At 69.6% G+C, this 23,091-nt stretch carries 19 protein-coding genes and 1 pseudogene; 14 read left to right on the top strand and 6 right to left on the bottom strand.

Going from position 1 to position 23,091, the window contains the following annotated elements; translation table 11 throughout:
- Position 1: 1 nt before the first annotated feature.
- Both O0S08_RS37300 and O0S08_RS37305 read right to left on the bottom strand, forming a co-directional pair.
- Positions 2-1,216 (bottom strand): GTP-binding protein, encoded by a 1,215-nt coding sequence (locus O0S08_RS37300; RefSeq protein WP_269034232.1) that lies wholly within the window; start codon positions 1,214-1,216, stop codon positions 2-4.
- A complete protein-coding gene (locus tag O0S08_RS37305) occupies positions 1,213-1,986 on the bottom strand; it encodes a hypothetical protein (protein WP_269034233.1) in 774 nt (257 codons plus the stop codon). The genes O0S08_RS37300 and O0S08_RS37305 overlap by 4 nt, the downstream gene beginning before the upstream one ends.
- A 94-nt stretch (positions 1,987-2,080) precedes the next feature.
- Here O0S08_RS37305 and O0S08_RS37310 point away from each other — a divergent pair, with 94 nt between their 5' ends.
- The 4 genes and pseudogenes from O0S08_RS37310 (at position 2,081) to O0S08_RS37320 (ending at position 4,809) form a co-directional block, all read left to right on the top strand.
- Entirely contained in the window at positions 2,081-3,430 is a 1,350-nt protein-coding gene (locus O0S08_RS37310; protein ID WP_269034234.1) for a CobW family GTP-binding protein, read from the top strand.
- Positions 3,431-3,558: 128 nt separating this feature from the next.
- Positions 3,559-3,681 (top strand): annotated as a pseudogene (locus O0S08_RS51425) (WD40 repeat domain-containing protein); the annotation flags it as partial.
- Positions 3,682-3,684: 3 nt separating this feature from the next.
- On the top strand, positions 3,685-4,452 hold the full coding sequence (locus tag O0S08_RS37315; RefSeq protein ID WP_269034235.1) for a WD40 repeat domain-containing protein: 768 nt from the start codon (positions 3,685-3,687) through the stop codon (positions 4,450-4,452).
- Positions 4,453-4,518: 66 nt separating this feature from the next.
- Positions 4,519-4,809, top strand: a complete 291-nt coding sequence (locus tag O0S08_RS37320; protein ID WP_269034236.1) for a hypothetical protein — start codon at positions 4,519-4,521, stop codon at positions 4,807-4,809.
- Here O0S08_RS37320 and O0S08_RS37325 read toward each other — a convergent pair.
- Both O0S08_RS37325 and O0S08_RS37330 read right to left on the bottom strand, forming a co-directional pair.
- Positions 4,796-7,276: a TonB-dependent receptor gene (locus O0S08_RS37325; RefSeq protein ID WP_269034237.1), complete on the bottom strand. Its 2,481-nt coding sequence runs from the start codon at positions 7,274-7,276 to the stop codon at positions 4,796-4,798. The genes O0S08_RS37320 and O0S08_RS37325 overlap by 14 nt on opposite strands.
- Before the next feature lie 9 nt (positions 7,277-7,285).
- The gene (locus O0S08_RS37330) at positions 7,286-7,948 is read right to left on the bottom strand and encodes a hypothetical protein (RefSeq protein WP_269034238.1); all 663 of its coding nucleotides are present in this window, start codon (positions 7,946-7,948) and stop codon (positions 7,286-7,288) included.
- A 97-nt stretch (positions 7,949-8,045) separates the two neighbouring features.
- On the opposite strand from O0S08_RS37330, the gene O0S08_RS37335 reads away from it, so the two are divergent.
- Positions 8,046-8,492, top strand: a complete 447-nt coding sequence (locus tag O0S08_RS37335) for a Fur family transcriptional regulator (RefSeq protein ID WP_269034239.1) — start codon at positions 8,046-8,048, stop codon at positions 8,490-8,492.
- 197 nt (positions 8,493-8,689) lie between these two features.
- Positions 8,690-9,073 carry a MerC domain-containing protein gene (locus O0S08_RS37340; protein ID WP_269034240.1) on the top strand — a complete coding sequence of 128 codons (384 nt, stop codon included), beginning with the start codon at positions 8,690-8,692 and terminating at the stop codon, positions 9,071-9,073.
- A 759-nt stretch (positions 9,074-9,832) separates the two neighbouring features.
- Here the strand turns inward: O0S08_RS37340 and O0S08_RS37345 are convergent.
- On the bottom strand, positions 9,833-11,902 hold the full coding sequence (locus O0S08_RS37345; RefSeq protein WP_269034241.1) for a TrkH family potassium uptake protein: 2,070 nt from the start codon (positions 11,900-11,902) through the stop codon (positions 9,833-9,835).
- A gap of 100 nt (positions 11,903-12,002) precedes the next feature.
- Positions 12,003-13,211: a succinyl-diaminopimelate desuccinylase gene (gene dapE, locus O0S08_RS37350; protein WP_269034242.1), complete on the bottom strand. Its 1,209-nt coding sequence runs from the start codon at positions 13,209-13,211 to the stop codon at positions 12,003-12,005.
- Positions 13,212-13,385: 174 nt separating this feature from the next.
- On the opposite strand from dapE, the gene O0S08_RS37355 reads away from it, so the two are divergent.
- The 8 genes from O0S08_RS37355 (at position 13,386) to O0S08_RS37390 (ending at position 23,025) form a co-directional block, all read left to right on the top strand.
- Entirely contained in the window at positions 13,386-13,520 is a 135-nt protein-coding gene (locus O0S08_RS37355; RefSeq protein ID WP_269034243.1) for a hypothetical protein, read from the top strand.
- 16 nt (positions 13,521-13,536) lie between these two features.
- Positions 13,537-13,629, top strand: a complete 93-nt coding sequence (kdpF, locus tag O0S08_RS37360) for a K(+)-transporting ATPase subunit F (RefSeq protein WP_269034244.1) — start codon at positions 13,537-13,539, stop codon at positions 13,627-13,629.
- A complete protein-coding gene (gene kdpA, locus O0S08_RS37365) occupies positions 13,626-15,359 on the top strand; it encodes a potassium-transporting ATPase subunit KdpA (protein WP_269034245.1) in 1,734 nt (577 codons plus the stop codon). Before kdpF ends, kdpA begins: the two co-directional genes overlap by 4 nt.
- Before the next feature lie 12 nt (positions 15,360-15,371).
- Positions 15,372-17,438: a potassium-transporting ATPase subunit KdpB gene (gene kdpB, locus O0S08_RS37370; protein ID WP_269034246.1), complete on the top strand. Its 2,067-nt coding sequence runs from the start codon at positions 15,372-15,374 to the stop codon at positions 17,436-17,438.
- Between the two features lie 13 nt (positions 17,439-17,451).
- The gene (gene kdpC, locus O0S08_RS37375) at positions 17,452-18,024 is read left to right on the top strand and encodes a potassium-transporting ATPase subunit KdpC (RefSeq protein WP_269034247.1); all 573 of its coding nucleotides are present in this window, start codon (positions 17,452-17,454) and stop codon (positions 18,022-18,024) included.
- Complete coding sequence (locus O0S08_RS37380; protein ID WP_269034248.1) at positions 18,021-20,735, top strand: DUF4118 domain-containing protein; 2,715 nt, start codon at positions 18,021-18,023, stop codon at positions 20,733-20,735. The genes kdpC and O0S08_RS37380 overlap by 4 nt, the downstream gene beginning before the upstream one ends.
- A complete protein-coding gene (locus O0S08_RS37385; RefSeq protein WP_269034249.1) occupies positions 20,732-21,445 on the top strand; it encodes a response regulator in 714 nt (237 codons plus the stop codon). Before O0S08_RS37380 ends, O0S08_RS37385 begins: the two co-directional genes overlap by 4 nt.
- Before the next feature lie 395 nt (positions 21,446-21,840).
- Positions 21,841-23,025, top strand: coding sequence for an outer membrane beta-barrel protein (locus O0S08_RS37390; RefSeq protein ID WP_269034250.1), 1,185 nt, complete (start codon positions 21,841-21,843; stop codon positions 23,023-23,025).
- Positions 23,026-23,091: the final 66 nt, after the last annotated feature.

The following is a 23,091-nucleotide window of genomic DNA, read 5'->3' on the forward strand; positions in this document are numbered from 1 at the left end:
GTCACTCCCCCTGCGCATCCCAGGCGCCGAAAGGATCGGGAAGGCGTCGCCAGGCCGTCGGCCCCGCGGCGAACTCGGTCGAGGTGAGCAGGCAGCCGTCGAGCGCCGCGCGCAGGCGGACCTCGTCGAGCCGCTGGCCGATGAACACCAGCTCCTGCCGGCGATCACCGACGTCGGGGTCCCACACCGCCGCGATCTCCTCCCGCTCGCTCTGGTCTTTCGGCCATGCCTCCTCGGGCAGGTCGGCCCACCACGGGCCCGCCCCGCCGAGCGTGCAGGCCACGCCCGCGTGCGACCATTGCCCGCAGCCCTCGCGAGTCGCCAACCACACGAAGCCCTTGGAGCGCAGCACGCCGCGCAGGCGATGGGTGATGAATTCGTAGAGGCGCTGGGGGTGGAATGGTCGGCGAGCGCTGTACACGAACGAGCCGATCCCGTACTCCTGCGCCTCGGACTTCACCATCTCGCGCGGCTGGGCCAGCCACCCGCGGGCCTGGGCGGCGCGCTCCGGATCGAAGCGTCGCGCGCCGAGGACCTCGCGCACCGCGATCCGGCCGCGCTCCGCGGCGAGCACGACGGCGGCGGGGTTGAGGCGGCGCAGCAACGCCCGTAGCCGGCCGAGCGCCTCGGCGTCGACGAGATCGGTCTTGTTGAGGACGAGCACGTCGGCGAACTCGACCTGTTCGACCAGCAGGTCGACCAGCAGCCGCTCGTCGCCCTCGCCGACGGCCAGCCCGCGCGCCTGCAGCGAGTCCGGGCTGCGGTAGTGGGCGAGGAAGCCGGCCGCGTCGACGACGGTGACCATCGTGTCGATGCGCGCGACGGCGTCGAGCCGCTGGCCCTGCGCGTCCTCGAAGGTGAAGGTCTCGGCCACCGGCATCGGCTCCGAGATCCCGGTCGACTCGACGACGAGGTGGTCGAAGCGCCCCTCGCGGGCGATCCGCGCGACCTCCACGAGCAGGTCCTCGCGCAGCGTGCAGCAGATGCAGCCGTTCGAGAGCTCGACCAGCCGGGCGTCGACGCGCCGCAGCTGCGCGTCGCCCTGGCGCACCAGCTCGGCGTCGATGTTGATCTCGCTCATGTCGTTGACGATGAGCGCGATCCGGAGGCCCTCTCGTTGGGTCAGGAGGTGGCGTAGCAGCGTCGTCTTGCCCGCGCCGAGGAAGCCGGACAGCACGGTGACGGGGAGTCGAGGATCGAGCGTCTCTTGCGTCATAGTTCCTTGGGGGCGACGCCGTCCCGCGTGGAGACGGCCCAGAGCCGCGTCTCCGCCAGCCCGTCGCGCGGGAGCGAGCGGATCTCGGAGCGACCGCCGAGCTTGCGCACGACGGCGCGTCGCGCCGGCCATTCGAGGACGAGCGCGTCGCCGTCGACGCGGACGACCTCGTCGGGCAGGGCGTCGAGCCACGCCTCCAGCCCCGCGAGCCGGACGGGCCGGCTGCGCACGACCTCGTGCCCACCGCGGCCGTTGCCGCCGGACAGGACTCGCGCGGCGACCTCGAGGCCGTCGTCGATCGGCAAGACGCGCGCGTCTCGGCACTCCTCGCGGACGCGGGCGAAGAACGGCCCACCGCCCTGGACGAGGATCAGCCCCGCGCGCCTCAGCCGGGCGAGTGGTCGCAAAACAGTCGATGACCCGGCGCTCGACACCTCGTCTTCACGCACGAGCCCCACCGCGCCCACGAACTCGAGGACGCGCGACAGCAGCGGCGAGCGGAGCACCGCGACCACCTCGCCGAGGTCGGTCGCGTCGCCGACGTCCACGAGCAGCCGCCGCACCGCCGGGTCCGCGACGATCCGGGTGACGGCGGCGATCAGGGCCCCGCGGAGCTCGCAGCACTCGCAGCCCATGCCCCACGCTGGGTCGTCGGTACACAGCGAGACGCTCTCGCCCGGGCCCCCCAAGGCGAGGAAGCGGGCTCGCAGCGGCTCGCGGGCCGGGCCGCGAGGGCCGGCGACCACGACGACCTCGACAGGGGTGGACATGGGCCGTCATACTTCCATTCTTGCAACTTGATTGCAAGAGACATTCAAGAATTATTGCAATCAATTTGCATGAATGGTACAGCGGACCTCGCGCATGCCCAGCGACACCCGCGTCCCGGTCACCGTCCTCACCGGCTTCCTCGGGGCCGGCAAGACCACCCTCCTCAACCGGATCCTCACCGAGCGCCACGGCCGGCGGATCGCCGTGATCGAGAACGAGTTCGGCGAGATCGGCATCGATCACGCGCTCGTCGTCGGGGTCGACGAGGAGATCTTCGAGATGAACAACGGCTGCATCTGCTGCACCGTGCGCGGCGACCTGATCCGGATCATCAACGGCCTGATGCGCCGAAGAGACCGCTTCGACCACATCCTGGTCGAGACGACCGGGCTCGCCGATCCGGGCCCGGTCGCCCAGACCTTCTTCGTCGACGACGAGCTGCGCGAGCAGGTCCGCCTCGACGGCATCGTCACCCTCGTCGACGCCCACCATGTCCACCTGCACCTCGACGACAGCGACGAGTGCAGGCAGCAGATCGCCTTCGCCGACGTCGTCGTCGTCAACAAGACCGACCTCGTCGAGCCCGCGGACCTGGACCGGCTCGAGCAGCGGATCCGCGGGATGAACGCGATGGCGCAGGTCGTCCGAGCCCGACACGCCGCGGTCGACATCCACGCCGTCCTGAACGTCGGCGGCTTCGACCTCGCGCGCGCGCTCGAGGTCAAGCCGACCTTCCTCGAGCCGGATTACCCGTTCGAGTGGGGCGCGATCGTCGAGCTCTCCGCGGACGCACATACGCTCGAGCTGCACGACGGCCCCGACGCGTCGATGAAGCTCGTGGCCCTGCCGGTCGCGCGCGCCGACGCCGAGGCGCTCGCCGCCGCCCAGGAGCAGGCGGTCCGTCGCTTCGCCGAACCCGCCGCGTCGGTGCTCCCCGACTACGAGCTGCAGGCCGGCGGGCAGCTCTACAAGCTGATATTGCCGCCGGCCGGCCCCAACCGCTTCGGCCTGCGGCCCGCGCAACCAGGCCTCCACGCGCTGTTCACCGAGCACCAGCCGGCGGAGTTCGACCTCTCGCTGCGCGACGCTCAGGGTCGGATCGTCGCGCCGATCCTCGACCGGCTGTACGACTCCGGCCACGAGCACGACGCCGCGGTCACCTCGGTGGGTCTCCTCGTCGAGGGCTCCCTCGACCCCGACCGGGTCAACGCCTGGCTCAGCAAGCTGCTGCGCGAGCAGGGCGCCGACATCTTCCGCATGAAGGGGATCGTCGACCTCGGCGGCGACGACTGCCGCTACGTGTTCCACGGCGTCCACATGCTGTTCGACGGCCAGCCCGGTCGGCCGTGGGGCGACGAGCCGCGCACCAACCAAGTCGTCTTCATCGGCCGCAACCTCGACCGCGCCGAGCTGCAGGCAGGCTTGTGGGGGTGCGTGCGGTGAGCCGGTCGCGTCCGCCGTCGCTCCCCCAGTTGAATGCCCGCTGGCGCGCGCAGGTCGACGACTTCGCGACAGCCGCGGATCTATCCGCTGCAGGCGCGGCTGTCGCCTCCGCATCGGGTCGCATCACGGTGTTCGCCGCGGAGGACGGGGCTGTCCGATGGGCCAGGGATGCGCACTCTGGCGGAGTCCTGGCGCTCGCGTGGCACCCCCGAGCGCCGCTACTGGCGACGGCAGGGCAGGACGGCCACGCGCGCGTGTGGAGCGACGACGGCGCGCTGCTCCTGGATCTGGCAGACGACGCCGCGTGGGTCGAGCACCTGCGCTGGAGCCCCGACGGCGAGCACCTGGCGATCGCATCGGGCCGCGTCGTGCAGATCGTCCGAACATCGGGGGCTACCGTCGCCCGCCTCGAACCGCACCCGAGCACCGTCACCGGCCTCGCGTGGAACCGCGCCGGCGAGCGGATCGCGACGTCGCACTACGGTGGCGTCACGATCTGGACGGCTCGCACCGGCAAGGTCGTCCGCAAGCTCGCGTGGAAGGGTTCGATGATCTCGCTCGCGTGGAGCCCCGACGGTCGCGTCGTGGTCTGCGGTGAACAGGACGCATCCGTGCATTTTTGGCGGCTCGCCGGAGGCCAGGACTCGCGCATGGGCGGCTACGCGTCGAAGGTGAAGTCGCTCGCATGGGACACGCGCTCGTCGATGCTTGCCACCAGCGGCGAGCCGAATGTGATCGTGTGGGACTTCCGAGGTCGGGGCCCGGAGGGCAGCGAGCCGATCCAGCTCGCCGGCCACGATGACCTCGTCGGCGCCGTCGCCTTCGCGCCACGCGGTCTCCTGCTCGCCTCGGGCGCCGCGAACGGCAGCGTGTGCGCGTGGGACCTCGCAAACGCCGCCGCTCCGCTCGTCAGCGTCGGCGCGCACGAGGGCGATATCTCGGCAGTCACCTGGACGACCGCCGGCCGCGCGTTCCTGGCGACCGACGCGGTCGGCGGCGTCGCGCTGTGGCGGTTGCCCTAGCCAGCCGTCCGGACGGGCGAGCACATGCGCCTGGCACAGAAGCCCCGTGCCTGATACGGATCGAACATGCGGTTCCCGCTTCGGTTGTTCCTGCTCGCGCTGCTCGGCGCTGCAACGCAGTGCGACGCATCGTTGGATCCGGGCATGTGCCACACTGGAAACGGCAACGTGTGTCCCTGGTGCGGGGAGAGTTGTCGCTACGGACGGGACCTCGATCCCAACAACTTCGGCCCGTGCGCGATCGGAGAGCTGCCCGGTCTCGATGGGCCGGCCTCGTCAAGTTCGAGCGAGGGAGCGGATGACGGTTCCGATTCCTCGGGCGAGGACCAGGACGACGAGTTGATCACCGGCGAGTAGGCTCGTCGAGCGGCACGTCGAAGTCGACCGCGAAGCGCAGCTGCAAGCCCCAGCCCGCCTCGTCGGCGAAGTAGCGCAACAGGCTGGTGTAATCGCGGTAGCGCGTGTTGAGCAGGTTCGTCCCGATCAGGGACAGGCGAAACAGCCGCCGCTCCGACATGAATTCGACGCCGGCTCCCGCGCCGAGCAGCGCGTAAGCCGGCGGGGGTGGGCTGAAGTCGACGTCCGCTGGGAACCGCCGCTGGCGCACCACGATGGTGGTGTTCACCTCGATGTAGCCGCGCCCCGACACGCGGGTGTCGGGGAAGTAATAGCGACCCGCGAGCCAGTAGCGATCGGCCGGGATGAACGCCAGCGGAGCATTCGTCTGCAGGTCGAGGGCGCGAACCCACGAGGCGCTGCCGGCCAGCCCGAGCGGCAAGCGCGGCGCTCGCAGGTCGAAGCGCACCTCGCCGCCGCCGAAGAACGCGTCGACCGGCGTGAACGCGAACACCGGCAGCGGCCCGCGGGACGTGCAGCTCAGGGGGGCGCACTGGCCCTCCTGCCGCTGCGGCACGAAATAGATGTAGTTGTCGATGTAGGCCGCATGTCCGGCCGCCTCGACGAGGAGCCAGTCGCCGTCGTACTGCAGCGTCGACTCGCCGCCCCACGAGCGTTCGACCCCGATCTTCGAGCTGCCGACGCCGAGGATCGGGAACGAGGGGGCGGCGCCATTCATGAACTGCTCGTCGATCGAGGGGATCCGCGCGGACGAGTTGAGCTGGGTCCGCCAGGTGAACTCGGGGGCGCGACGCACCGGCCGGACCAGCGCGCCGAGCGTCGCGGAGGCGGTGTGGAAGGCGCGTTCGCAGGTGCCGCCGTCGCCGCTCGCCCGACAGGCGCCGGGGTCGAGGCGCCCGCCCGCTTGCTGGCTGAGAAAGTCGCGCTCCCCCAGCGCCGCGGTCCGCTGCAGCCCTTCGTAGCGCGCGCCGAGCTCGATCTCCGCGCGCTCGTGGACGAAGCGCTCGATGTCGTAGACCGCCCAGTTGCTCTGACGGTAGTCGGGGATCAGCGTCGAGGATGACGTGAAGCGGTTGGTCTGATGGCTGAAGGTCGAGCCGAGCGTGCCGACCAGGGACCACTGCCCGAGCTGCAGCCGCGCGTGCTCGTACCGGACCTCGGCGGCGTGCGTGGCCAGGCCGAACGTCAACTGCGGCCCCTCGACGCTCTTGCGGACGACGTCGAACTCCTTGCGGTCGTTGAACTGGAAGGAGTACAGCGCGTGCAGCTCGCCGGCGCGGCCGAGCCCGACGCGGGTGCGCGCGAACGCCAGGTGATGCCAGATCTCCTGCTTCGCCCGCTCGATCTCGAAGTCCGCCCGATACAGCTCGGCGCCGATCGGACGCGAGCGCGCGAGGCTCTTGCTGAAGTCCTCGGGGCTCGAGATCCGCAAGCACGTACAGATCCCGCCGACCGCCCGCATGACGCGGTAGCCGACCCCGAAGTCGACCGCGTCGCTCGAGTAGCCGAGCTGCGTCCCGGCGTTCCAGGTCGACGCGCCGGTGTTGTCGAGCGGGTAGGTCGGCGTCACCACGGCGCGGTGGCGTGAGGCGTTACCCTCGACCCGGATGGCGAAGCCGCGAGCGCGGGCGGGGGCGTAGTCGATGCGCGCCGAGCCGCCGCCGCCGAGCGGGTTCGAGTAGCCGACGGTCCCGATCTCGCTGCGGACGCTCGGGCGCTGCGGCAGGGGCCGTGAATCGAGCAAGACGACGCCGCCGATCGCCTTGGCGCCGAAGCGCGTGGTCCCGGCGCCCTTGACGACGGTGATCCGGTCCGCGACGTTCGGGTCGACCTCCGGCGCGTGGTCGATGCCCCAGTCCTGGCCCTCGTGACGGATGCCGTCGACGACGATGAGGTTACGCCGCCCGACGTGCCCGCGGATCATCGGCTTGTTCATGCCGCCCGCGGTTCCGCGCAGCGTCGCCACGCCGGACATGCCCGACAGCGCATCCGCGAGGCCCTGGCCCCGCGTACGCGCCAGCTCGGCGCCCGCGAGCGACTGGCTGGCCGACACCCCGGTGGGGCGCTCGGTGTGGACGTTGACGGCGATCACGTGGCCGCTGTGGCGCGGGTGCATGGCCTCGAGCTCGATGCGCGAGGTGGTGGTCGACCCTGACAGCGTGACCTCGAGGCGCGCCGGGGTGTGCTCCGGCATCTCCGCCACGACCTGCATCTCGCCCGCGCACAGCCCGTCGACTCGGACCCGCCCCTGCTCGTCGGTGCGCGCGTAGATCGGCGAGCTCCGGCCAGGCGCCCGCAGCTCGAGCCGCGCGCCCGCCAGGGCCTCGGTTGTGCCGGCCTCGACGACGGACGCGACCCACACCGCCGAGCAGCCGCTCACCGACGCCGGCTGCTCGGGTGCAGTCGGCGGGGCGGCGGGCTCGGAGAGGCTCAGGTGGAGGATGAGTGCGACGAGTTCCGCGGCCAATCGCTCGCCTTACGATACGACGAGGTCGAACGAGACGTCGGCGTCGACGCTGCCCGGGAGGTCGCGACCCGCGGCGAGATCCGCGGGGAGCTCGCCGGTCTTCTGCGGCTGCTCGTTCACCTCGGGGAGGTGCCGCAGGATCAAGCGGAACTTGCCGGTGCCGGCGGTGTTGCCGGTGATCGTGTTGACCAGGCCGACCGGCAGGTCCTCGCCGACCGCGTTCGTGCCGTAGTCCGACTCGACATCTGCGTAGGCGTGGGTGACCAGCGCCGTCGGCGGGGAAGACCCCGGCCCGGCCACGTCGCCGACCACGAACACGAAGTGATCTTCCGCCTCGGCCTCGATCTCCGCGGTGATGTCCTCAGGCGGATCGACGAGCGAATTCTGGAAGCGAACGGCCAGCGTGTACTCCACGCCCGACGCGAGCTCGATGCGTTCGGCCGTACCCGAAGCCCCGCCGTCGCCGTCTGGATCGTCGAACGCGAAGACCAGCGGGGCGCCACCCGCGGTCGGCGTGAAGGTCAGCTCGACCCGAGAGATCACCTCGTTCTCGTGGTCGTGGTCGTGATCGTCGTCGTGGCCGTGATCCTCACAGGCCACGGCGGCCAGGGCCGCCAAGAGGGCCGCGGTGGGCATCGGCGCCCCGAGAATCTTCTTGCAATGCTTTTGCATGTAGGCCAACCTAGTCGAGGCCAACGCGCGCTGTCAAGCGCGCCGTCGCCGAACCACACACCACGGCTGCGACCAGTCGTCACCGTCACACCCTGCCGTGAAGAAGGCGCCCTCGAAAACTACCCATCTAGACGCTTTGCGCGATCTCTTGCGCGAGGCCGGCTTGCGCAGCACGGCGCCGCGTGTGGCCGTGCTGCAGCACTTTCAGACCCGCCGCAGGCCGCTCAGCCACGGCGAGCTGGTCGAGGCGCTCGCCGATCGCGAGTTCGATGCGGCCACGCTCTACCGCAACCTGATCGACCTCGAGAGCGCGGGCCTCGTGAGCCGGGTGAACGTCGGCGACAACGTGTGGCGGTTCGAGCTGCGCGACCAGGACACGGAGACGCAGAGCGAGCATCCGCACTTCGTCTGCGTCGAGTGCGGCGAAATCACCTGCCTCGCACAGGTGCGGGTCAAACTCACTCCTGCGCCCGGTTCACTCAAGTCGGTCGTGAACCACGTCTCCGAGATCCTGCTCAAAGGTCAGTGCATGCGGTGCGCCTGAGACCCGCGGACCGTCGAAGCCGGGCTCGTAGCGAGCCAGCACGTGGATGTATGCATCGCCTGCCCAGCGGATGAGCGGGCTCTTACAATAGTATTGCATCGTTGATACGCGCGCGGATGCGTGCAGTTTCACGCTGCCGCCGTCCTGCGCGACACCGAGTCGCTGGCGACGAGGCACCGCCAGAACGAGAGACCAATGTGGAACATCCTGAACTGAAATTTCGTCGCGGTCTCGATCGACTCGGCGTCGTAGCCTCGTCCCTGTGCCTGATCCATTGCCTAGCGACGCCGCTGCTCGTGGTCCTGTTCCCGCTGGTCGTGAGCGAGCGCTTCGAGGGGCTACTGGCGTGGTCCCTGATCGCCCTCGCCACGATCTCGGTCGGCCTCAGCCTGGCCAGGCGGCGTCTGATCCCTGCCGTGCCATACACGCTGGGTATCCTGACGCTCGCCTTGACCCGTGCCCACGGGTCGGCCGAGGGGAGCTCACTCGAGCTCGTCAGCACCATGGTCGCGGCGTCGCTGATGATCTCGACGCACCTGCTCTCCCTCTCGGCCGGCGGAGCCCGAGCCCCTGAAGCGTGACATCCCCATCCGTGCGCCGTAGTTGCGCAGGAGCGTCGAGCAGAGGGGCGGGCCGGCGTGAGCAGCTCGCGCTGCTGTCCTTGTGGCGATGATATGGAAGCGGTCGAGGACGCTCAGCACCCATGGGAGGTCGGACTCGGCGAGGACGATCGGGTCCCTGCGCTCCTGTTTAGGTCTGCCCGCTGAGCACGAACAACCTGAGCGCCTCACGGCCCGTAACTGCCGCCTCATCATTACCGAATTCGGCACGCCAGAATGTCCGCTTGCGTTCAAGTAATGCCAGCAGGGTGCTGGCAAGCCGGTTGCTAGGCGCGGGCGGAAAATCACCATCGACCCCGGGGGGAGATCTTCCATGATTGAGATGGAGGATGCATTCAGATCCCTGAATGTATTCAGCGCCCAATCAACGGACTTCCTGAGCGCAGGCTCTGGGTGACATACTGCTATCGACAAGGTCACCCGACTCCCTTCCCTCTCCGGAAGAGTCTCAATTTCGAAGACATGGCCTTCCCCTGTGATCACCAGGTTTTCTGATTGCGCCCGTTGTTCTCAGAAGCCGCGCTTCAGCCTCGGCTTGAGAAAGGGGTGAATGACAGGCACGAGCCCGCCGGCGAACGAGAGCATGGGGTCGGGGGATGAGCCTTCGGCAGACGCGCTCATCGTGTGGGGCACGTCGAGCGCCCTGCGACCGCGCCCGGGAGCCCGCCCTCGACGCGCTCGACTCGGTCGCCGGGGACCGGGTGAAGCGAGCAGCGGCGGTCAACCGACCATCAGCTTGGTCTCCGGGAAGGACACGTGAACGCTTCGAGGAGTACCGAGTGCCAGCGCCAGCGAGACCGGCCCGACGCGGCCGATGAACATCGTGACGATGATGAGCCACTTGCCGAGCGCGTTGAGTTCGGCGGTGGCTCCGATCGACAGGCCCACCGTAGCGAGCGCGCTCACCGTCTCGAAGGCCGCCTTCTCGAACGCCATGTCATGGCTAGCGAGCAGCGCGAAGCTGACGATGACCGCGACGAGCGTGGCGATCGTCATGATCGTCGCCGCGCGGTAGACGATATCGTGCGGGATGGTCCGGCGCAGCAGCAGGGCGCGCGCCTGGTTGCGTGCGAGCGCCGGGATCGCGGCGAGCACCACCGCGAGGGTCGTGGTCTTGATGCCGCCGCCGGTGCTCCCCGGCGAGGCGCCGATGAACATGAAGACGATCATCATCAGGATCGTCGAGCGCTCGAGGGGCGCGTAGTCGACGCTGTTGAAGCCGGCTGTCCGCAGCGTCACGCTCTGGAACGACGCGTTGAGCAATTTGTCCTGCACGGACAGGGCGGCGAGCGAGGCGTCCCACTCCGCGAGCGCGTACAGCACCGCCCCGGCGACGAGGAGCCCGAGTGACATCATCAAGACAAGGCGCGCTTGCAGCGGGAGGCGGCGCTCGTTGCCCCGCGCTCGCCACCAGAGCGCGGCGAGGACAGGGAAGCCGAGGCCTCCCAGAATAATCAGCCCCGCGTGGACGCTCAGGACCCACGGATCGCTCTGGAACTGGATCAGCGAGTCGCTCCATAGCGAGAAGCCGGCGTTGCAGAAGGCCGAGATCGCGTGGAACGACCCGCGCCACACAGCGTCGATCGGCGCCATGCCATATTCATAACAGAACGACAGCGCCAGCGCAGCGGCGCCGAGCGCTTCGATGGCGAGGGTCGACAGCACGATGAAGCGCGTCAGCTCGTAGGCCGAACCGGGGCTCGCCAGGTCCAGGACCTCCTCGAGCGCCTGCTCGCCGCGGAGCGCCAGCCGCCCCCCGAGGAGCACCGCGGCGAAGGTCGACAGGACCATGATGCCGAGGCCGCCGAGCTGGATCAGCACGAGGATCACGAGGTGGCCGAAGCTCGAGAACGCGACCGGCGTGTCGAGCACGATCAAGCCCGTAACGCAGGTGGCGCTCATCGCGGTGAAGAGCGCGTCGATGAACTGCAGCGAGGCCCCCGTGGCCGACGCGGCGGGGAAGGTCAGCACCAGCGCACCGGCGAATGCGAGCAAGCCGAACGTCGACAGGATCAGCAGCGCCGGGCGCTCGTAGAAGCTCCGCAGCAGATCCCCGAACACGGGCCCACCGGCGAGGAGCACCAGCAGGACGCTCGCGTGCAGGATCCAGAGGAGAACCAGCGCGACCGTCAGGCTCGTGAGCGCGCCAGGCAGCCAGATCAGCAACAGCAGCGCGAGCGCGAGCGCATAGCGTCGTCGCCGCCTCAGGAGTTGAAGCACGAACGGCGCCGTCACGAGGGTCGTGGCCAGCGCGAACGCGAGTGCCAGCGCGCCGGGGACGAGCGCGTCGCGGATCGGGTAGCCGAGCACCGCGAGGCTGCCGAGCAAGGAGACCAGCAGGGCGTGCTGCGCCGCGGCGCCGTAGCGCTGCTGCCATAGCTCGCCGACGTCGCGCTCCCTCGACCGACGTGCGCGCCGAGGGTGTTCGGTGACCGCGAACAGGCTGTCACCGAGCAGCAGCAGGTTCCACACGACGAGCACCCCCGCGATCAGCACGTCGACGGCGATCATCGGGACGCCCATGCCGATGTTGAGCGACAGAACCAACCGTTCCGCGGGGAGCGCCCAGCGAGCTCCGCGGAGGATCCCGACCACGGCCAGGATCGCGGCGAGGCCGGCGAGGACGCAGTAGAGGCTTCCGAGCGTCAAGAGCTGGTCGGGGGCGCCGAGGAAGCTGTTCTCGTTGGCATCGACGACGATGCGCACGCCGATCGCGCTCAGCACCGTCGCCCCGAGGAGGCGCGCGGCCTGAAGTCGACGTGCGGGACGGGGCAGGGACGCGCTCTTCATGCGGCGGCCCCGGATGATTGGTTGGCCAGAGTTAAGAAAGAGTTAAAACGGGGATTGTCCCGAAGGGCGGGTCTCGCGCGCACACGCGACCGGCCGCCGGTCAGTGAGCGGCGACGCGCACGAACCCGGCGAGCATGAGGGTGTAGATCGCCGTCAGCGAGTCGAGGTCGGCGAGGGAGACGTGCTCGTCGGCGCGGTGCATCGATGCTCCGACGAGCCCCAGCTCGACCACAGGGCAGTACGGATGGATGAAGCGGGCATCGGAGGTCCCGCCGCTGGTGCTGAGCTCCGGCGGGCGCCCGACCACCTCGCACGCGGCCCGCGCGATCGCCTCGTGCCAGCGCCCCGGCGCGCAGACAAACGGCTCGGCGCTGCAGCGCAGCTCGAGCTCGTGCGTCTCGCGGAGCTGCCCAGCCGCGAGGCGGCGGAGCCGTGACTCGAGCGATGCGCGGGTATGGCAGTCGTTGAACCGGATGTCGAAGTGAGCCTCGGCTCGCGCCGGGGTCATGTTGGCCGCGGCGTTGCCGACGTCGATCGAGGTGATGCTGACGGTCGAGGGCGCGAAGTGGGTCGAGCCCTGGTCGAGCGGCAGCTCGCCGAGCTGATTCAGGAAGCGAATCAGGCGCGGGAGAGGGTTGTCGGCGCGATCGGGGTAGGCGCTGTGTCCCTGAACCCCGCGCGCCCGCACCGTCCCGCACATCTGACCGCGGCGGCCGATCTTGATCATGTCACCTGGCGTCTTCAGCGACGTCGGCTCGCCGACGACGCAGATGTCCGGAGCGTCGCCGCGCTCCGCCAGATACGGGAGCAGCTGCGCCGCCCCACCGTCGCTGTCGTGCTCCTCGTCGCCGGTGAGGAGCACGCTGATCGTGCCCGGAAAGCCGCGCGGGCGGGCCTCGCAGAAGCGGGCCACCGCGGCGACGAAGCAGGCGATCGCGCCCTTCATGTCGCAGGCGCCGCGCCCGTACAGCACGTCGCCGCGCAGCTCGCCGGCGAACGGGTCGACCGTCCAGCCGTCGCCGGGCGGGACGACGTCGACGTGGCCGAAGAACGCCACGTGAGGCGAACCACTGCCGAGGCGCGCCACGAGGTTGTGCACGGTGTGTCCGCCGGCGCCCGCGAAGTCGACGCGCGTGCACGAGAACCCGCGCGCCGCGAGGGCGCGCGCCATGACGGCGAGGGCGCCGCCCTCGGCGGGGGTGACGCTCGGGCAACGTAGAAGCGAGGCAGCCAGCGGCAACGGATCGTACGGATCGTCGAGCCTGAGGGGCTCCGTCGGCTGGGGTTCGATCGATGTCGTGATGAGCATGGCGAACCGAAGGTGCTGCCGGCGAGGTTAAGATGGCGCCAAAAAGCCGCTCGACCGTTGGGGGCCGGGAGGACCGCGTGGCGCTCGCCCGGGGCATGAGCGCCGGCATCACGACATTCTTAACCCCTTCTTAACTCGGACCGATGCAGCTTCCCGATCGCCAGGACTGTGCCGGTGGGGCTCGAGCTCGCCTCATCACACCGTCCGGTTCCGACCCAGGCACCGATGACCGACCTCTTCTTCATCGCCGTCGTTCTCGCGTCGTTCGCGGCCTTCTGGGGCTTCATGCGCCTCCTCGGCCGGCTCTGATCAGGGAGACCATTCTATGTCTGTCATGCACTGGCTCGCCGGCCTCGTGTCGATCGGCCTCGGCGTCTACCTCCTCGTCGCCCTCCTCGCCCCGGAGAAGTTCTCGTGACCGCGCACGCGCTCCTGCTGTGCGGCACGTACGTCGCCGTCCTCGTCGCCCTGGCGATCCCTCTCGGGGGCTACTGCGCTCGGGTCCTGGGCGGCGAGGCGACACTGCTTCAACGCCCGCTCGGCCCGCTCGAGCGCGGCTTCTATCGCATCGCCGGCGTCCGACCCGACGACGAGATGCACTGGCGCGACTACACCGCCGCCGTACTGTGGTTCAACCTGTTCGGCCTGCTCGTCGTGTACGGCCTGCAGCGGGTGCAGCACCTGCTCCCGCTCAACCCGCAGGAGCTCGGCCCGGTCGCGCCGGACCTCGCCTTCAACACGGCCGTCAGCTTCGCCTCGAACACCAATTGGCAGGCGTACGGCGGCGAGACGACGCTCAGCTATCTGACGCAGATGGTCGGGCTGACGACGCAGAACTTCGTGTCGGCAGCGACCGGCATCGCCGTCCTCGCTGCCCTGGCGCGTGCCTTCTCGCGCCGGCGCTCGGAGACGATCGGCAACTTCTGGGCCGACCTGGTCCGCTCGACGCTCTACATCCTGCTCCCGCTGTCGCTCATCCTCGCGGTCGCGCTGGCCGCCGACGGCGTGGTGCAGACGTTCGCGCCGGCGGCGGAGGTGGAGCTGATGCGCGCGGCCACTGGTCCCGAAGGACAGGTGATCACGCAGCAGACCATCCCGCTCGGCCCCGGCGCCTCGCAGATCGCCATCAAGCAGCTCGGCACGAACGGCGGCGGCTTCTACAACGTCAACTCCGCGCACCCGCTCGAGAACCCGACGCCGCTGACCAACTTCCTCGAGTGCCTGGCGATCCTGCTGATCCCGGCGGCGCTGTGCCTGAGCTTCGGCAAGATCGTGGCGGATCGGCGCCAGGGCTGGGCCGTGTTGGGGGCGATGTTCGCCATCTTCCTGCCGCTGCTCGGACTCTGCGTCTGGTCCGAAGGACAGCTCGCGCCGCAGCTCGTCGAGCTCGGCGTCGATCCCTCCGCCGGCAATCTCGAGGGCAAGGAGGTGCGGTTCGGTCCGGCCGCCTCGGCGCTGTGGGCGACGGCGACCACCGCGGCGTCGAACGGCTCGGTGAACTCGATGCACGACTCGTTCAACCCGCTGGGCGGCCTGGTGCCGATGTGGCTCATGCAGGTCGGCGAGGTCGTGTTCGGCGGCGTCGGCTCGGGCCTCTACGGCATGCTCGTGTTCGCCATCCTGGCGGTGTTCCTCGCCGGTCTGATGGTGGGTCGCACGCCCGAGTACCTCGGCAAGAAGATCGAGGCCTTCGAGGTCAAGATGGCCGCGCTCGTGGTCCTGCTGCCGTCGGCCGGCGTGCTGGTCGGCACCGCGATCGCGGTCGCCAGCGCCGCGGGGCGGGCCGGCATCTCCAACCCGGGCATCCATGGGTTCAGCGAGGTGCTGTACGGCTTCTCGTCGGCGTCGAACAACAACGGCAGCGCGTTCGCCGGTCTCGGCGCCAACTCGTTCTTCTACAACCTGGCACTCGGGCTATGCATGCTGATCGGGCGCTACGGTATCATCGTGCCGGTGCTGGCGCTCGCCGGCGCTCTCGCCCGCAAGCAGACCGTCCCGCCCGGGCCCGGCACGATGCCGACCCACACGCCGTTGTTCGTGTTCTTGCTCGCCGCGATTGTCGTCCTGGTCGGTGCGCTGACGTTCGTGCCCGCGCTCGCGCTCGGACCGATCGTCGAGCACCTGCAGATGACCGGCACCCACCCCTGAGAGTTCGTCGTCATGCATTCGCCCAAGCACAAGCCCGCCCGCGGGCCGATCATCCGTCGCGCCGCCATCGAGGCGTTCACGAAGCTCGACCCCCGGCGCATGGTGCGAAACCCGGTCATGTTCGTGGTCGAGGTCGGCAGCGTCCTCACCACGATCCTCGCCGTGCAGGCCCTGGTCGGCGAGGGCGAGGCGCCGTTCGGCTTCATCGCCGGCGTCGCCGCCTGGCTGTGGTTCACGGTGCTGTTCTCCAACTTCGCCGAGGCGCTGGCCGAGGGTCGCGGCAAGGCGCAGGCCGAGAGCCTGCGCAAGGCGCGGCAGCACGTGCAGGCGCGTCGGCTTGCCGAGCGCGACAGGCACGCTCGCGCCGAGCAGGTGCCGGCGGCGCAGCTCCGCCGCGGCGACCTCGTCCTCGTGATCGCCGGCGACACGATCCCCGGCGACGGCGACGTGGTCGAGGGCATCGCCTCGGTCGACGAGAGCGCCGTGACGGGCGAGTCGGCGCCGGTCATCCGCGAGAGCGGCGGCGATCGCAGCGCCGTCACCGGCGGCACGCGGGTGCTGTCGGACTGGATCATCGTCGAGATCCGCAGCAACCCCGGCGAGACCTTCCTCGATCGCATGATTGCGATGGTCGAGGGCGCCAAGCGCAAGAAGACGCCGAACGAGATCGCGCTCGACATCTTGCTCGCCGGGCTGTCGCTGGTGTTCTTGCTCGCGTGCGCGACGCTGTACCCGTTCTCGCTCTACGCGCTCGAGACGCGCGGCCAGGGCGCGCCAGTGCCGATCACCGTGCTCGTCGCGCTGCTCGTGTGTCTGATCCCGACCACGATCGGCGGACTCCTGTCGGCGATCGGCATCGCCGGCATGGATCGCCTGATCCGCGCCAACGTGATCGCTACCTCGGGGCGCGCGGTCGAGGCCGCCGGCGACGTCGACGTCCTTCTTCTCGACAAGACCGGCACGATCACGATCGGCAACCGTCAGGCGGTCGAACTGTTGCCGGCCGCGGGCGTGAAGGTCGAGGCGCTCGCGGAGGCCGCTCAGCTCGCCTCGCTGGCCGATGAGACGCCCGAGGGCCGCAGCATCGTCGTCCTCGCCAAGGAGAAGTACGGCCTGCGCCAGCGCGAGCTCGCAAACACCGAGGCGCGCTTCATCGCCTTCACGGCGCACACTCGCATGAGCGGCGTCGATCTCGCCGGTCGCGAGATCCGCAAGGGCGCCGCCGACGCGATCGGCAAGCACCTCAAGGCCAAGGGCGGCGGCTTGAGCCCCGACGTCCAGGCCCTCGTGCAGACGATTGCCAAGAGCGGCGGGACCCCGCTGGTCGTCGCCGAGGGGTCGCGTGCGCTCGGCGTCGTGCACCTGAAGGACATCGTCAAGGGCGGGATCCGCGAGCGCTTCGCCGAGTTCCGGCGGATCGGCATCGAGACGATCATGATCACCGGCGACAACCCGCAGACCGCCGGCGCGATCGCGGCGGAGGCCGGGGTCGACAGCTTCCAGGCCGAGGCCACCCCCGAGACCAAGCTGGCGCTGATCCGCAGCAAGCAGGCGGCCGGTCACCTGGTCGCCATGACGGGCGACGGCACCAACGACGCGCCCGCGCTGGCGCAGGCCGACGTCGCGGTGGCGATGAACACCGGCACGCAGGCGGCGAAGGAGGCCGGCAACATGGTCGACCTCGACTCCGACCCGACCAAGCTGCTCGATATCGTCGAGATCGGCAAGCAGATGCTGATGACTCGCGGCGCGCTGACGACCTTCAGCGTCGCCAACGACGTCGCCAAGTACTTCGCCATCATCCCGGCCGCGTTCGCCGTGACCTACCCCGACCTGCGCGCGCTCGACCTGATGCACCTGCACTCGCCGCAGAGCGCGGTGCTGGCGGCGGTGATCTTCAACGCGATCATCATCATCCTGCTGGTGCCGATCGCGCTGCGCGGCGTGAAGGTGCGTCCGCTCCCGGCGGCGGCGCTGTTGCGGCGCAACCTCCTGATCTTCGGACTCGGCGGCCTCGTCGCTCCCTTCATCGGGATCAAGCTCATCGACCTGGTCATCACGACCATCGGCGTCGCCTGAGGAGGAAACGAGCATGCTTCGCGCCATTCGTCCCGCCCTGGTCCTCCTGGCCCTCCTGACCGCGCTCACCGGCGCGGTTTACCCGCTCCTCGTCACGGGGATCGCGAACCTGCTGTTTCATGACAAGGCCCATGGCTCGCTGGTCGTCGCGTCGGCGGGCCCCCTCGGCTCCGAGCTCGTCGGACAGAACTTCACCAGACCGGGTGACTTCTGGAGCCGTCCATCGGCGGTCCAGTACGACGCGAAGTCCTCGGGCGCGAGCAACATGGGGCCGCTGCACGAAGGCCTGCACGAGGCCGTCGCGGCGCGGATAGCCATGTTGCAGTCGGCCGACCCCGAGGCAAAGCTTCCCGTCCCCGCCGACCTCGTGCTCGCGTCGGGGTCGGGCCTCGACCCGCACATCTCGCCGGAAGCGGCCCGCTACCAGGCGCGGCGCGTCGCGCAGGCACGTGGCGTTCCCACGGCAGAAGTGCTCGCGCTGATCGAGGTCCACACCGAGGGGCGCACGCTCGGTATCCTGGGGGAGCCGCGCGTGAACGTGCTTCGCCTCAACCGCGCCCTCGAGGGGCTCCGACCATCGCGATGAACCGCATGGAGCTCGACGACGACCGTCCCGACCCCGAGGCCCTCCTCGAGGTCGCGCGCGCCGAGGAGGCCAGGGCCAGCCGTGGCGAGCTGAAGATCTTCTTCGGCGCGGCGCCGGGCGTCGGCAAGACGTACGCGATGCTCGAGGCGGCGCGGCGCGCACGGGCCGAGGGGATCGACATCGTCGTCGGCGTCGTCGAGACGCATGGGCGCAGCGAGACGGCGGCGCTGCTCGAGGGGCTGGAGCGCCTCCCGTTGCGCACGATCGAGTATCGCGGCAAGGCGCTCCAAGAGTTCGATCTCGAGGCTGCGCTCGCGCGCCGACCAGAGCTGCTGCTCGTCGACGAGCTCGCGCACACGAATGTGCCCGGCGCTCAGCATCGCAAGCGCTGGCAGGATGTCGATCTTTTGCTCGCCAGCGGCGTCGACGTCTACACCACCCTCAACGTCCAACATCTCGAGAGCCTCAACGACGTCGTCGCCCAGATCACGTGGATCCGCGTCCGTGAGACGATCCCTGACGCGGTGTTCGACCGCGCCGACGACGTCGAACTGTGCGACCTGCCGGCGGACGAACTGCTGGAGCGGCTCAGGGAGGGCAAGGTCTACCTGCCCGAGCAGGCCCGGCACGCGACCGAGGCCTTCTTTCGCAAGGGCAACCTGCTGGCGCTGCGCGAGCTGGCGCTGCGGCGCATGGCCCAGCGGGTCGACAGCGACGTGCAGGCGTATCGCCGCGCGCACGGAATTTCGTCCACCTGGGCCATGTCCGAGCGGATCCTCGTGTGCATCGGTCCGAGCCCCAACGGGCCACGGCTGGTTCGCGCCGCGGCGCGCATGGCGGCGGGGCTGCGCGCCGAATGGATCGCGCTGCACGTCGAGACGCCGCGCCTGGCGCTCGTGCGCGCGACGGGTCGCGGGACGCTGGTCGAGACGATCCGCCTCGCCGAGTCGCTCGGGGCCGAGGTCGTCAACATCAGCGGCGAGCCGATCGGCGACAGGATCCTCGAGTACGCCCGCGCGCGCAACGTCACTCGCCTCGTCGTCGGCAAGCCGAGCCAGCCGCGCTGGCGCGAGCTGATCGGGGGCTCGGTGCTCGACACGCTGGTCCGTGGCAGCGGCGCCATCGACGTCCACGTGATCTCCGGCGACGAGGGCCCTCTGGCGCGCGGGCCGATGCTGCGGCCGATGGCGCCGAGTCGCGCCCGACCGATCCCCTACGCGTGGGCGGTCGGCAGCGTCGCCGGCGTGACCGGGCTAGGTACGGTGCTCTACAGCTACATCGACCTGTCCGACGTCATCATGCTCTACCTGCTGGTGATCATGATGATGGCGGCCCGCTTCGGCCGCGGACCGTCGATGCTGGCCGCGGTCCTGAGCGTCGCCTCCTTCGACTTCTGCTTCGTTCCGCCGTTTTATACGTTCGCGGTCGCGGATGCCCGCTACATGCTGACCTTCGGGGTGATGCTGCTGGTCGGCATCGTGATCTCGGGCCTCACGGAGCGCGTGCGCATGCAAGCCGAGGCGGCTCGCGGGCGCGAGCAGCGAACAGCGATCCTCTACTCGCTCAGCCGCGAGCTGGCGCAGCTCCGCCACAAGAACAGCATCGGCACCAGCGCCGCCCGACACGTCGCCGAGCTCGCCGGGGGACGCGTGGTCGTGCTCGTCGCCGGCCCGGACGACTCGCTGACGCCGCTGCAAGGGACCGACGTCGAGCTCGTGGCGGACCCGCTGGAGCAGGCAGCCGCCCGCCAGGCGCTAACACGCGGCCCTGCGGGCGCCGGCACCGATACCCTGTCCGCCGCCAAGGCCCTCTATGTACCGCTCCAGGCGGTCGGCCGCACGATCGGCGTCCTCGGCGTGACCACCGGCGACCCCGTGCGTCTGCGTCACCTCGCCGAACAAGAGCTGCTGGCGGCGATGAGCGGCCAGGTCGCGCTGGCGCTCCACCGCGTCCTGCTCGCTCAGGAGGCCCAGCAGGCCGAGCTCCGCGCGCGCACGGAAGAGCTGCGCGGGGCCCTCCTCAGCTCCGTCAGCCATGACTTGCGCACGCCTCTGACCGCGATTTCCACGGCCGCCAGCGTGCTCGGCCAGGCGGGCCCAATGGCGGACGAGAAGCGGCGCGAGTTCGCGAATTCGATCTACGAAGAGGCGCTCGGCCTCGGTCGGCTCGTCACGAACCTCCTGCACATGACGCGCCTCGAAACTCAGGGAGTGGCGCTACGACGCGAGTGGACTCCGCTCGAAGATCCAATCGGCGCGGCGCTGACTCGGCTCGAGCGGGTGCTCGCGGGTCACGTCGTGAACGTGTCACTCGCGCCCGACCTGCCGCCGGTGCTGCTCGACGAGGTGCTGTTCGAGCACCTGATGCTCAACCTGCTCGAGAACGCCGCCAAGTACACACCGCCAGGCAGCGCCATCGATGTCTCCGCGCGCGTCGAGGCCGCCTCTGTCGTCGTCGAGGTCGCCGATCGTGGCGCGGGGATCCCCGCAGGCCAGGAGGACCGGCTCTTCGAGAAGTACTTCCGGGTCGACGGCGCACGCCAGGGTGGATTCGGACTCGGCCTGGCGATCTGCCGCGCCATCGCGGTGGCCCACGGCGGCACCGTCACCGCCGCCAATCGGCCGCAGGGCGGCGCGATCTTCCGCGTCACCCTGCCCGTCGGGGAGGAGACGCAAACCGCCATTCCGTCCGCGCAGGAGGCAGCCGCATGAGCGAGTCCGGAGCACTGATCCTTATCGTCGAGGACGAGGCCTCGGTGCGGCGGTCCCTGCGGGCGATCCTGCTCGACTGCGGGTTTCGGGTCGTGGAGGCCGGGACCGCCGCCGAGGCCGTGCAGCGGGCCAGCGAGCACAACCCCGACCTCGTCCTCCTCGATCTCGGGCTGCCCGACCGCGACGGCCTCACGGTCGTCACGGCGATGAGAGCCTGGTCGCTGGCACCGGTGATCGTACTGTCGGCGCGCGGCCAGGAGGGCGACAAGGTGACGGCGCTCGACTCGGGCGCCGACGACTATCTCATCAAGCCGTTCAGCGCGAACGAACTGCTGGCGCGGATCCGCGTCGCGCTGCGCCACGTCGCGTTACGCACCCCAATTCGTGATCCAGTGATCGATCTGGGCGACGTGCGGGTCGACCTCAGTCGTCGGGTGGTGACGCGCTCGGGGCAGGAGATTCACCTGACCCCGCACGAGTACAAGCTGCTCGAGGTCCTGCTGCGACACGCGGATCGGGTCGTCACCCACCGACAACTGCTGAACGAAGTCTGGGGACCGGGGCATAGCACAGAGACCCGCTATCTCCGCGTGTACATGGTCACTCTGCGTCAGAAGCTCGAGCCCGTACCGGGGCGCCCGCGCTGGATCATCACCGAGCCCGGCGTGGGCTACCGTTTGCGGCTCGACCGCGAATTAGCATCGTCTTAACCCGCACCTCTCTACGCTGGCAGCGCATCGTCATGAGTACGCCAACTTCTCTCCTGATCTCGCTCATCACGCTGCTGGAAGCCGTGGCGCCGGCCGAGCCGCCGACGCCGGCGCCGGGTCCAGCGCCCTCCACCACGCCGGCAGGCGCCCCCTCCGCGCCGCCCGCGACCGCGCCTACGGCCGCGCCCGCGGCCCCTGCGACACCCCCTGCAGACCCGTCGTCTGCGAGTTCGCTCCCGCCATGGACGCCCCCGGACGACGAGGACAAGATTCAGGGCGCGCTACCCGGCACCGATGCCGCGGCGGTGAACAACCCAGCGATTTCGGCCGGGCGAACCCCGGCAGTGCCGGCCGCGGTTCCCGTCGGTCCCCGCGCGGAAGCGGACGAGGACAAGGTGCAGAAGGCATTGCCGGGGACGGACGCGGCGGCGGTGAACAACCCCGCGATCTCGGCGGGTGACAAGATGGACCCATACGGGGTCGCCGGCTTCAAGCCGTGGGAGGTCGGTGGCTTCATCGACGTCAACTACGGCTACAACAGCAACAACCCCGACAATCATGTCTACCGCGGCACGAGCGTGCAGCCGCGGACCGGCGAGTTCTCGCTCAACCTCGCTGTCGCCTACATCCGCAGGGACGCGATCCCCGGCCGGTTCTCGCCGCTGTTCGAGTTCGCCGCCCAGGGCGGTCCGGCTGCAGACGCACTGGTCGCCTACGAACCGAACCCCGGCGGCGCCAACGGCAAATTCGCCGGCCCCGAGGTGTGGAAGCATATCTCGCGGGCCAACATCGGGTTTCGCACACGACACGGCACGGAGGTGGTCGCGGGCTTGCAATTGAGCCCGGTCGGGATCGGCATTCACTGGAGTCCCTACAACTGGAACTACACGGTCACCTGGCAGCTCAACAGCGTGCCGTACTACCTCTCGGGCATCAAGCTGGCGCAGACGATCCGCGACAAGCACCAGGTCCAATTGTGGGTGGTCAACGGCTGGCAGCTCCTCTCCGACAACAACAAGGCGCCGAGCGTGATGCTCGGCTACACCTTCACTGCAAGCGAGCGCTTCAATCTCGGCGAGTACGTGTGGATCGGCCCCGAGCAGGCCGACATGCGCCCGAAGGCCTGGCGACTGTTCTCCGACTCGCAGTTCACCTACAACACCGACCGCTTCGGCGTCGGCGGGCTGTTCGACATCGGCGCCGACCCGCGCACCGACCTGCCGCTGTCGCCCTGGCAGATGTGGATGAACGGGGCGATCTTCACCCGCTGGCGCGTGCTCGGGAAGGAGCGCACGTGGGACATGGCGCTGCGCCCCGAGTTCTTCTGGGACCGCGACGGCCGGATGTTCGGTGTCCCGCAGACCTTGATCTCGGGCGCCTTCACCAACAACTTCCGCATCTTCAACAACCTCCTGTTGCGCGTCGAGTACCGCTACGACCACTCGACCAACCGCAATGGCTTTTTCTACCGCGGGGCCGCGATCGCCGACGACGCGATGGGCCTCGCGCGCGACCAGCACACCGTGTTCTTCAGCGTCGCGGGTGTGTTCGCCCACCGCTTCGGCGGCAAGCCCACATGACCCGGCCATCGGAGGTCGGATGACTCCACTGATCATACTCCTCGTCGTATTCGCCGGCTTCGGGAT

This window comes from Nannocystis punicea, assembly GCF_026965555.1.
GTDB classification, from domain to species: Bacteria; Myxococcota_A; Polyangia; order Nannocystales; family Nannocystaceae; genus Nannocystis; species Nannocystis punicea.